At 65.3% G+C, this 10044-nt stretch carries 10 protein-coding genes; 5 read left to right on the forward strand and 5 right to left on the reverse strand.

Features of this window, described 5'->3' with window-relative positions:
- The first annotated feature begins 52 nt into the window (after positions 1 to 52).
- Both I8J34_RS20680 and I8J34_RS20685 read left to right on the forward strand, forming a co-directional pair.
- Positions 53 to 1186 (forward strand): WD40/YVTN/BNR-like repeat-containing protein, encoded by a 1134-nt coding sequence (locus I8J34_RS20680; RefSeq protein WP_214363538.1) that lies wholly within the window; start codon positions 53 to 55, stop codon positions 1184 to 1186.
- 149 nt (positions 1187 to 1335) lie between these two features.
- On the forward strand, positions 1336 to 1593 hold the full coding sequence (locus tag I8J34_RS20685; RefSeq protein WP_214363539.1) for a MoaD/ThiS family protein: 258 nt from the start codon (positions 1336 to 1338) through the stop codon (positions 1591 to 1593).
- Positions 1594 to 1714: 121 nt separating this feature from the next.
- Here the strand turns inward: I8J34_RS20685 and I8J34_RS20690 are convergent, their stop codons facing one another.
- Positions 1715 to 2965 carry an EAL and HDOD domain-containing protein gene (locus I8J34_RS20690; protein ID WP_214363540.1) on the reverse strand — a complete coding sequence of 417 codons (1251 nt, stop codon included), beginning with the start codon at positions 2963 to 2965 and terminating at the stop codon, positions 1715 to 1717.
- A 331-nt stretch (positions 2966 to 3296) separates the two neighbouring features.
- Between I8J34_RS20690 and I8J34_RS20695 the strand changes: the two genes are divergently transcribed.
- Complete coding sequence (locus tag I8J34_RS20695) at positions 3297 to 3719, forward strand: STAS/SEC14 domain-containing protein (RefSeq protein WP_214363541.1); 423 nt, start codon at positions 3297 to 3299, stop codon at positions 3717 to 3719.
- Between the two features lie 144 nt (positions 3720 to 3863).
- Positions 3864 to 4328, forward strand: a complete 465-nt coding sequence (locus I8J34_RS20700; protein WP_214363542.1) for a hypothetical protein — start codon at positions 3864 to 3866, stop codon at positions 4326 to 4328.
- Between the two features lie 58 nt (positions 4329 to 4386).
- Here I8J34_RS20700 and I8J34_RS20705 read toward each other — a convergent pair whose 3' ends face one another.
- Both I8J34_RS20705 and I8J34_RS20710 read right to left on the reverse strand, forming a co-directional pair.
- Positions 4387 to 5118 carry a DUF6969 family protein gene (locus I8J34_RS20705; protein ID WP_214363543.1) on the reverse strand — a complete coding sequence of 244 codons (732 nt, stop codon included), beginning with the start codon at positions 5116 to 5118 and terminating at the stop codon, positions 4387 to 4389.
- A gap of 94 nt (positions 5119 to 5212) precedes the next feature.
- The gene (locus I8J34_RS20710) at positions 5213 to 5929 is read right to left on the reverse strand and encodes a c-type cytochrome (RefSeq protein WP_230411939.1); all 717 of its coding nucleotides are present in this window, start codon (positions 5927 to 5929) and stop codon (positions 5213 to 5215) included.
- Positions 5930 to 6232: 303 nt separating this feature from the next.
- On the opposite strand from I8J34_RS20710, the gene I8J34_RS20715 reads away from it, so the two are divergent.
- The gene (locus I8J34_RS20715; protein ID WP_214363544.1) at positions 6233 to 7390 is read left to right on the forward strand and encodes a formylglycine-generating enzyme family protein; all 1158 of its coding nucleotides are present in this window, start codon (positions 6233 to 6235) and stop codon (positions 7388 to 7390) included.
- Positions 7391 to 7397: 7 nt separating this feature from the next.
- On the opposite strand, the gene I8J34_RS20720 is transcribed toward I8J34_RS20715, so the two are convergent.
- Together I8J34_RS20720 and I8J34_RS20725 are read right to left on the reverse strand one after the other, a co-directional pair.
- Positions 7398 to 9539, reverse strand: coding sequence for a hypothetical protein (locus I8J34_RS20720; protein WP_214363545.1), 2142 nt, complete (start codon positions 9537 to 9539; stop codon positions 7398 to 7400).
- A gap of 77 nt (positions 9540 to 9616) precedes the next feature.
- A partial coding sequence (locus tag I8J34_RS20725) for a DUF2345 domain-containing protein (RefSeq protein WP_214363546.1) occupies positions 9617 to 10044 on the reverse strand: 428 nt, incomplete at its 5' end.

Below are 10044 nucleotides of genomic sequence, written 5' to 3' on the forward strand. Positions count from 1 at the left end.
CTAGGGGGTGAGCGCACCACAGCGCGCCAGCCCACCGCACAAGGAGACTCTCATGAGCGCACCCCACCCCGTCCTGCTCATCGCCACCCGCAAGGGCGCCTGGCTGCTTCACGGCGACACCGAGCGCCAGCACTGGCGGCTCGACGGCCCGCACTTTCTCGGCCACATCATCAACCACCTGGTGCTCGACCCGCGCGACGGCCGCACCCTGCTGGCCGCCGCCTCGACCGGCCACCTCGGCCCGACGCTGTTCCGCTCCACCGATCTGGGCGCGAACTGGCAGGAAGTGGCGCAACCGCCGGCCTTCGCGCCGGCCGCCGACGGCAGCGGGCGCAGCGTCAAGCACACCTTCTGGCTCGAACCCGGCCCGGCCGACGAGCCCGGCGTCTGGTATGCCGGCACCTCGCCGCAAGGCCTGTTCCGCTCGGCCGACGGCGGCGACACCTGGGCGCCGTTCTCCTGCCTCAACGACGATGCGCAATACCGCGAATGGATGGGCAGCGAGCAGGACGGCACGCCCGACGGCCCCAAGCTGCACTCGATCCAGATCGACCCGCGCGACCCGGCCCACCTGTACATCGCCATGTCCGGCGGCGGGGTGCACGAATCCACCGACGGCGGGCGCAGCTTCGCGCCGCTGATCGATGGCCTGGACGTGGTCGAAGGCTTCCCGCGCGACCAGCCGACCTTCCACGACCCGCACTGCGTGCGCCTGTGCCCCTCACGCCCCGACCGGCTCTACCAGCAGAACCACTGCGGCATCTACCGCCTCGACCGCCCCGCCACCACCTGGCAGCGCATCGGCGACAGCCTGCCCGAGGCGGTCGGCGACATCGGCTTTCCGCTGGTGGTGCATCCGCGCGATGCGGACACGCTGTGGGTGTTTCCCATGGACGGCACCGCCGTATGGCCGCGCACCAGCCCCGACGGCCGGCCGGCGGCGTATCGCAGCCGCGACGGCGGCAACCGCTGGCAACGGCTCGACCACGGCCTGCCCACCGAACAGGCCTGGTGGACCGTCAAGCGCCAGGCCATGTGCGCCGACCTTGAGGCGCCGCTCGGCCTCTACCTGGGCACCACCAGCGGCGAGGTATGGGGCAGTGCCGACGAGGGCGACAGCTGGACCTGCCTGGCCCGCCATCTGCCCGAGATCTATGCCGTGACGATCGGCTATCCGCGGGACTGAGAACTGGTGAAGAAATCGTAGCGAGCAGGGCCGAGTGCAAGGCGCGAGAGCGCGAACGAAGAGACATATCAACTCGATAGGCGAGGAGAGAGCAAATGAGCAACGCAGCAATCGGCACGCGCAGTAGATTTATTCACCAGTTCTGAACCATGCGCGTACTCATCCCCTCCGCCCTGCACGACTACACCCACGCGCCCTGGGTCGAGGCGCAGGGCGAGACGCTGGGCGCACTGCTCGACGATCTCGACCGGCAGTTTCCGGGCCTGCGCTTTCGCATGGTGGACGAACAAGGCCACATCCGCCGCCACATGCGCTGCTTCATCGGCGGGGTGCAGATCTTCGCCTTGTCGCATCCACTGGCGACGGCCGACGAAGTGCTGATCGTGCAGGCGCTCAGCGGCGGCTGAAAACGTGTGAAGACATCGTTGCGAGCGAGGTTGGCAACGACGTGAGCGCGTGCGCAATGCTGCAATCGGCACGCGCCGTCGATTGATTCCCTGGTACCGAGGCGGTCGGCTGGCGGCGCGGTTACTGCCCGTTCTCCAGCACCCATTCGAAGGCGGCCAGATGACACCGGGCGGCCGCCTCCGGCGCCAGCCCGAGACGCGCGCAACCGGCCAGCACGGCCGCGCTGTCGCCGTCGTCCCAGGCGCGGGCCAGGGCCAGGTAGGGCGCATAGGGGCTGTCGTCGGGCGCCGCGTCGCCCAGTGCCGCGCGCACCGTGGCGCTCATCGGCAAGGTGTCGAGCACCCGCGGCACGGGCACCTGCAGCACCGTGTCGAGCTGCGACAACATGCCCAGCACGAACAACTCGTCGCGCTGCGACACGTGCAAGGACTCGCCCAGCAACTCCATGAAGCGCGCCCGCACCAGCGTGGCCTCGCCGCGCACCTCGGTCAGCGCCGCCTTGGGCGCGCCGGCCAGTAGCAGCAGCATCAGCCAGCGATAGAGCGGGCGTCGGCCGAGCATCAGCAGAGCATGCTCGATCGAGCTGATCGGCGTGGTCATGCCCCAGGCCGCCGCATTCACATAGCGCAGCAGACGATAGGACAGGGCCACGTCCTGTTTGAGCACGCCGGCCATCTCGCGGATCTCGGCGCCTTGGCGCAGCTGGCTGAGCAACGAAGTGACGCGCAGGCCGTCGGGCGAAAAGCGCCCGCCCAGGCAAGACGTCCGCGCGCTGACCACCGGACCGGTGATGGCGACACAGCCCATCTGCTGGGCCAGCAACATATCGTCGAGCGTCGGCACATCGAGGGCACACCAGGCCACGCCCGGATACGCCGCCTGCAGGCGCGGTGCATCTATCGCGGCGGCACCGAAGCGCAGCGCCAGGCTGCCCGCCTGCCCGACGAGCGAGCTCAGCCACGGCCCGTCGTCGCGCGCCTCGAGAAAGACGGCAAAGCCGATCGCCCGCAGGCGGTCGATCGCCTGCCGCGTCGCCGCGCCGGCCGGCTCGCTGCGGTGGGTCGAATCGAGAATCAGGTTGGCGCCCTGCCCGCCGAGCTGCACCAGGGCCTCGACATCCAGCGCCTCGGCATCGAGTTCGACAAAGAGCTGGCGACGACGGCGCCAGCCCGGCGACAACGCCGCCACCTGCTGGATCAAGCGCGTATCGCGCATCACCCGCGGCGGTGGGCTGCCGGCGTCGGGCATGTCGGTGGCCGAGCAGAAGAAACGGTAGCCGAGCGGCTCGGCGCGCGGGCCCACCACGGCCTGCCACATCAACACGCCGCCCGCAGCCGCGAAGGCGTCTGGCAGCGGCGCAGGCTGTGGCATCGGCGCGGGCGCAGCAGCCGGCGTGGGCACAGCGTGGGGCGTATCGTCCCGCGTCGGCGCCGTCTGCGCTGTCCGTCCCAACCAATGTCGCAACCAACCCACGAGCGTCCTCGCAATCCCTGTCTGGCTGCCCATTCTATCGGCACGCCGCCACGCAAACTGAAGCCCCCTGTCTCGCCGGCCGTTCGGCGCCAACACGTCAGAGCTTGTGTCATGCACTGGCCGGTGTCACCCGATCTGGCTAAGGTGGCAGAGCGACCCGAACATCGCGTTCGGCGGCGGCTCGACCCGCCCCAGATCAACGCCAGCGGGCGCCAGGACAGGATAGATCATGAATTACGCCGTTTCTCTTTCGGAATGTGGTCGCTTCGTGCATTGCTGCGTTTCCGACGACATCACCGTCGAGCGGGCCACCCAGTTCACCCGCGACGCCGCCGCCCTGGGCGCCCGGCGCGGGGTGTCGTGCTACCTGTTCGACATGCGCGGCGCCAGCAACGTGGCCTCGGTGTTCGGCAACTACCAGTTCGCCTATGCCAGCCTGGCCATGATCGGCATGGCACGGACCGACCGGGTGGCGATGCTGGTCGATGCCGACGACCACTCCCACGATTTTGTCGAAACCGCCGCCCGCAACGCCGGTTACGACATGAAGCTGTTCACCGACCACGAGGCCGCACTCGCCTGGCTGAAGGCGTCCGCCCAGTGCCAGGCCCGCCCCCAGGCCTCGCCGCCCTGCTCGCCGCGCCAGATCTAGCAAGCACCGGACGCTCGCCGACCGTAAGCAATCGACGCGTCGGCCGGTCTATCTCCCCGACAACGCATTCCGCCCGTCGCGGCGGATGCTTCATCGACCCGAGCGCGCCGCCCGCCGGCCCGCTCCTTGTCCAGGAGAGACCCCATGAAGCCTCACACCCACTCGATCACCGCCGCGCTGCTCGTCATCGGCCTGGGCGCCGGCATGGCCCATGCCGCGGCAGAGCCGACCGTAGTGAGCTTGCGCCAGATCGGCTGCCAGTTCCTCGAAAGCGAAAACGGGGTCGACCACGGCTACACGCCGAAGAGCGCCGACGACTGTCGCGAGATCAACGCCAAGACCGGCGATCAGCGGCTGGCCAAGGCCAAGGTGCTGAGGCTCAAGCCGGGGCGCACCATCTTCCGTGTCAGCAACGAAAACGTGCCTTACGAGCTCGGTTTCTGGGTACGCGGCGACGGCCTCGCCAACCGCGCCCTGCTGCCCAGCGCCTCGGGCGGCGGCCTGGTGACGGGCAAGACGCAGGACTACGAGATCGATCTCAAGCCGGGCGAGTATGTCTATTCGTGCCCGCTGAACCCAACACCCGACTACAAGCTGGTGGTGCAATAAGCCCCGCCGGGCGCAAAAACGGGCCGATGAACGGCCCGTTTTTTTTGCTGACCAGGTGTCAGCGCAGGGATTCGGTCAGCGCATCGGAGAAGGTATCGACGGCGATCGGCAGATAGCCGATCACATCGATGTTGCGGTCCTCGTACACATCCTCGCCCGGCCGGGCGGCCTGGCAGCGCGCCATGACCTCGTCACGGTGGCGCAGCAGGCCTTCGATCTGCGGGCCGTAGAGGCGCAACAGGGCGCTCAGCCAGCGATTGGTCGGCCACGAAGGAAAGGCATGGTCGATCTCGAAACGCGGCAGGATCGCGATCGCCGCTTCGGCCGGATACCACGACTCATCGGTCACCCAGCGGTTGGTGGTGAACAGGCCCGACGGGTAACCCCAGCCGTCCATCGACACCGCGATCAGGTGGCAGATGGCGTCGTCGCCGCTCGGCCGGGGGGCGCTGGCATGCGGCAGCGCCAGCGGCGCCAGCCCCTCGGGAATGCCGGCCGCGCGCACGAAGGTGTGGAAGTGACCATGCTCGGCGTCGACGCCGCGGTGCGCATGGTAGTAGTACTGGGCATGGCTGTCGCGGTCGTACACATCGTCTTCGGGGTAGTGCGACATTTCCACGAACGCCCCGCCGCCGCGCAACACCTCGCCGACCACGTTCAAACCACCCTTGCGCAGCACCCGGTAGCACTCGGCCATATCCCGCGCCGCCGCCTGCATCTGCAGCCGCCGGGCGCGGGGGATGCTGGCCAGCGCTGGCAGGAAATCGTCCAGTCGAAGCGTCGCAGACATGAGCTGTTCTCCAAGACAACGGGCGCCCGCAGGCGCCCATTTTTTTAACTCGCCGTCATGCCGACAATAGCGGCGGCGAACGACGGGGGCAAGCTCAGCGTGCCGCGCAGGGGTTCTTCGCGGCACAGGGATTTTTCGCCGCACACGGATTCCGGGCCGCACACGGGTTGGGCCTGAAGGTTTTCTGCACCTCGCCTAGATAGGCCACCAGCGCAGCCAGTTCCTTTGACTGCCAGTCCAGCGGCTGAGCGGCCATCGGCATCACCATGCACAGCTGCACCATTTCATCGAGGTGGATCTGCGCCATGCCGAAATTGTCCAGGGCCATCTGCACCGGGTGCGGATAGGGTTGGGCGAAGCTCGCCGCATAGGCCGCGCCGCCGGTGTGGCAGGTATTGCAGGACATCCCGTTGGTCGACAACTTGGGATCGTTGAACAGGCGCTCGCCCAGCCGGGCATCGCCCTTCATCGGCGTATAGCCCGCCGGACGCATGATGGCCTTGGCCGCACACGGATTGGGAGCCTTGGCCGCGCACGGGTTGGCCGCGCAGGGATTTTTTGCCGCGCACGGGTTCTTTGCCGCGCATGGATTCCGGGTGGCGGCCTCCTTGCGATCGCGGGCCGAACAGGGGCTGCACGGGCTGGCCGCCGCCATGCCGCCCAGGGACATCAGACCGGCTGCCAGCAAGGTAGTAGCCAGGACGTGTGATTTCGATGCATCTGCCATGAATGTCTCCAGTGTCTCGTTTGTCGGTTGGTGTGGGTGACGCGCACCCCGCTGCGAACACGGCATTCGCCCGGGCTTGAGCATGAGACACTCGCGCACGGGCATTCCTTACACCCCGGCCGGCCGCCAGAAAAATTCTGGGCCGGACGCTGTACTGCTGCAGCTTGAACTGGACGAACGGGAGACTACGGCCCCGTCCTGTCCGGTCGCGCCACCCAGTGCAATGCGCCTCGCCGGCGGTGTCGACGACGACAAGCTGGCGCTCGCCGACCGTCCCCGCATGGCGGACGGAACGGCATCGACACACCCGGAGATAGCTCCTCGTCATATTCATCGCGATGCCCCGGTTATAATCCAGTCCCCCGTTTCCCGATGACGTGAATCTCGATGTCACCTCCCTTCAAGATCGCCACTTTGTTCGCCGCCCTTGCCTTTCTTGGCACCGGATGTGCAAACGCCGATTCAACTCGATTCGTCTACGAACCGTTCGTGCCCGGCGGCAAGCCCTTTCCCAAGGACGTCGAGCGGCCCGATCTTGCGCTGCCGCTGCCGCCGGGAGCCGTGAGACGCACCAGTGATGGCAATCCGAAGGATGAGAAGAACCGCCTTGTCCTGGATGCCGAGTTCCTCAACCGCGCCCTGGATACACCATCACCGCAACCCTGGGTCTGGGAGCGGTATGGGCAGTTTTTCCGGATGGCAAAGCCCGAAGTCAAAGCGCAGTTCTGGGAGCAGTTCCGCGCCCACCTGCGCCGTGGCGGGCCGCCCGATGCGCAGGAGCTGGCCAGCTTCATCGAACACGTGAAGAAGAACATGGTGTTCGTCGAAGGCGGCAGCTTCTGGTTCGGGGATTGGGGAGCGCGCGAGGGACAACCCGGTCCGGTCACCGGAGACGACAACAACAAACCGCCGCAGCATGTGACGGTGAGCAGCTTTTCGATTTACCGGACGCAGGTGACTTATGGCGACTATGACGTCTATTCGCGCGCGACGGGCGGAAAGTTCTTGGCGGACGGAGAGAGTATTGTTCTCGAATTCCGCTACCCAGACTATCCAGTATGGAGTTCACGCTGGGATGACGCGAAGAACTACTGCCAATGGCTGGCCAAGGTCACTGGAGAACCCTTTGATCTGCCCACAGAAACACAATGGGAATACGCCGCAAGGGACGGTGGAAAGGAGATCCATTTTGCAGGTCCTCATCCATTCGACTGGGATGCACTGGAACAACTTTTCAAGTCCAACAGGGGACGATCCGCCGGTCTCACAATATCGCTACCCGTTGGTAGCATGCTGTCAGGTGAACTAGGAATCGCTGATATGTCGGGAGCCGGCCACGAGTGGGTCAACGACTGGTATTCCCAAGACATCTCCGGCCGAAGCGGGTCCGTCGATCCCAAAGGGCCTGCTCATGGAACCGAGCGTGTTGCCAGACCGGTCTCTGGGGGATTCGAAACTGTCGTCACGCGAAGAGGAAGGGATCCAAACAAACGCCTCGGTCCTGGATTTCGGTGCGTACTCAATAGCAGAACCGCTTGGCGCTAAGGCGCAATTACGTCGTAGTGCCGTGCGCCCACCATGCCCTCTCGTTCCAGGCCACATGCACCGAGTCTTGCAACTGGTAGGCAAGCTCGGTGTTGCGCATCAAACGATGGCCCGACGTCGGGGCATCCTTGAGCCGAGCATCCAGCGCGGCAACCTGCACCTCGCCGAGCATGCGGCTCACGAAGGTCTTGGCTTGAGCGGTATCTGCCACCTTGCTGAAATCCACCGTGGCGTGCTGATAGACGTTCTCAAGCTCCGTCTTCTGCTCGACACTGCTCAATAGCCATTCAAGGGTTTCCTTGACGTCCAGTTTCATTTGCCGCCACTGCACATCGAACTCGTCCTTCGCTTCCTCCAGATCTTTGTTGATCTGACGCAGTTGTTCGAGCAGGTAGCCTTTCACGTTCGCCGAGGCCATTAGCAGGATGTCGTCCGACGACTTGATTGCTTTCAGAAAGGCTGCTCTGTTGTTTCGAATGAGCAGTCGAAGTTCTTCCGTCATCTCCCTTGCTTCTCGGCCCAAATATGCTGCCAACTCCTTCCCTTCCACGATGGCGAGCGTGTACATAGCACTGAACGACTCGAAAGCCCGTTCTTCGAAATACTCCAAATTCTGATCCCCCGCCGCGACCACCTGGTGCCGGAACCAGCAGGCGAACTCCCAGATGTGCTCGGCGCCGATTTCGGCTGCGATCTTTCCCGACAGCCCCAACCCGACGCAACCCGAGAGCTTGGCGACGATCTTGAACTTGCCGCCGGTGTAGCCGATGGAGAAGGCCGCGCTGCCGCCGATACCGGCCAGGCCGGCGATCTTCGGCTCGATCAGCGCGAAATCACCAAACTCTTTTGATTCCGGCTTTTGCCATTGCAGCGCGCCTTTGACCGAGCCTTCGGCCGAGGCGCCGGCAAAGGCAGTGATCTCGGCCTTGGCTCCCGCCTCGGCCTTGATCGCCTTCTTGTCGTTCACCACCATGCTGCGGCGACCGATCTGGTCGGCGGTGCGCGCGGTGGCGCGGCCCTTGATCTTCTGAGTGCCATTGGCATCAAATTCGACCTCGACACCCCCTTCGGCCAGCAGGCTGGCGCCGACCGCGCCATTGACGCCGAGAGTGAAGCTCAGGCGCACATAGCCCATCGGCAGCAGGTCGACGACGGTCTTGCCGCTCATCAGTTCTTCACGCAGCGCGGGGATGCCCAGGAGTTGCAGCCCTTTGCGATGCGGCAGAAACAGCTTGAAATCGGCCTGCCCTTCGGCGAGCATCACACCGGCTTCGGCCTTGCCCTTGACCGCCGCCTTGAGCGTCGGCAACTCGCCCTTGAGGATGCCGCCCAGCGAGCCGTCGAAGTTACCTTCGAGCGCACCGGAAGCGCCCGCGAACGCCCTCAGCACGCGAGCCGATCCGCCATACTCGGCCATGTCGCCCGCCTCTTCGGGCGAGGCGAAATGCGCGTTGTCGTTGAAGGCCTGTGCAAAATCGGGCATCCATTCGTCTTCGATTTTGGCCAATTCGTGTTCGAGTTTCGCCGTGGTCTTGACCTGCCCCAGTTGCTTGAGCACATCGCCGCGCACGTAGCGCAGCCCCTCGCGCAGTTTCCTGTCGTCCAGGCGCCAGCCCTGGCCTGGCGTGTGGGTCAGAAAGGACTTGAGTTCGGGCTTGTCGGCGCCGCTCAGCTTGTAGCCGCGCCAGTGATTCCTGACTTTCTGGCTGCGCACGTAGACGAACTTCTTGCCCCGCGGCAGCCCTTGCGGGTTGGTCCGTGTCGACAGGGGCAGCAGTTCGATCAAGTCGGCACCGGGATTCAAATCGATGCCGTCGAGCGCTTCCTTGGCCTTTTGCCGTGCGGCCGCCTCCTCGGCAAGCGCCCTGTCGAGCCTGAACGCCAGATGGTGCCGGTCACTGTCGGATGGCGCCCTGTCGCACAGCAGATCGTCTTCCAGTGTCTGCGCCTTGGCGCGGGCAAGCACCATCTGCGCAATGACGCTCTCGACGACACTGGCGTCGCGCAAGAAGCCCGCCCGGTGTTCCGGCATCACGACGACGATCTCGGCCGTTGCCGGACGAAAGAACAGCAGCGGTTCGGGTTTGATTTTCGCGACCACCTCCGAACCTTCGGTGCGGTTCATCTGCCCTTCGGCAATCACCCTCATCTGCGGTACGCCATCGGCGCCATCAGCATCTCGATACACGCGTCACCTCTGCATACGTTGTTTGGTTCATGGCACGCTTACCCGATCAACAACTTGAGCTTCGATTTTCGCGAGCCTTTGACACGCGGCGCTCTGCCTTCCGAGTCCGTCGTGCCCGATGCCAGCACCTCGCCTCGTTCGTCGACAATCTGGTAGCCAGTCATCGGTAGCGGATCACCCGACACCTCATCCCGAACGACAAACTGCTCGTCAAACAGCTCGCGCACATGGTCTTGGATGGCCGGATCGCCCCCCTTGGGGAATCTCAGCCCCGTCACCGACGCGCTGGCCGGCCCGGTCAGATTCTTCATGCTCGCCTTGAGCTTGACCGGCCCCGGGGCGTGCAACTCGATGTTGCCGCCTTCGAGCTTGAGATAGGCGCCCTTCGCGGTGAGCAGGAGGTGGGTTTTGGCGCTGGCGTGGATGCTGGCGCTAGTGCTGGCGAGAGTGACGGTCTTGTCGGCGG

The sequence above is a fragment of the Denitromonas iodatirespirans genome (genome assembly GCF_018524365.1).
GTDB lineage: Bacteria > Pseudomonadota > Gammaproteobacteria > Burkholderiales > Rhodocyclaceae > Nitrogeniibacter > Nitrogeniibacter iodatirespirans.

Coding starts and splice junctions, on each gene's coding strand:
- I8J34_RS20680 (WP_214363538.1), top strand. CDS start 53: ATGAGCGCACCCCACCCCGTCCTGCTCATCGCCACCCGCAAGGGCGCC.
- I8J34_RS20685 (WP_214363539.1), top strand. CDS start 1,336: ATGCGCGTACTCATCCCCTCCGCCCTGCACGACTACACCCACGCGCCC.
- I8J34_RS20690 (WP_214363540.1), bottom strand. CDS start 2,965: ATGCCACAGCCTGCGCCGCTGCCAGACGCCTTCGCGGCTGCGGGCGGC.
- I8J34_RS20695 (WP_214363541.1), top strand. CDS start 3,297: ATGAATTACGCCGTTTCTCTTTCGGAATGTGGTCGCTTCGTGCATTGC.
- I8J34_RS20700 (WP_214363542.1), top strand. CDS start 3,864: ATGAAGCCTCACACCCACTCGATCACCGCCGCGCTGCTCGTCATCGGC.
- I8J34_RS20705 (WP_214363543.1), bottom strand. CDS start 5,118: ATGTCTGCGACGCTTCGACTGGACGATTTCCTGCCAGCGCTGGCCAGC.
- I8J34_RS20710 (WP_230411939.1), bottom strand. CDS start 5,929: ATGCTCAAGCCCGGGCGAATGCCGTGTTCGCAGCGGGGTGCGCGTCAC.
- I8J34_RS20715 (WP_214363544.1), top strand. CDS start 6,233: ATGTCACCTCCCTTCAAGATCGCCACTTTGTTCGCCGCCCTTGCCTTT.
- I8J34_RS20720 (WP_214363545.1), bottom strand. CDS start 9,539: ATGAGGGTGATTGCCGAAGGGCAGATGAACCGCACCGAAGGTTCGGAG.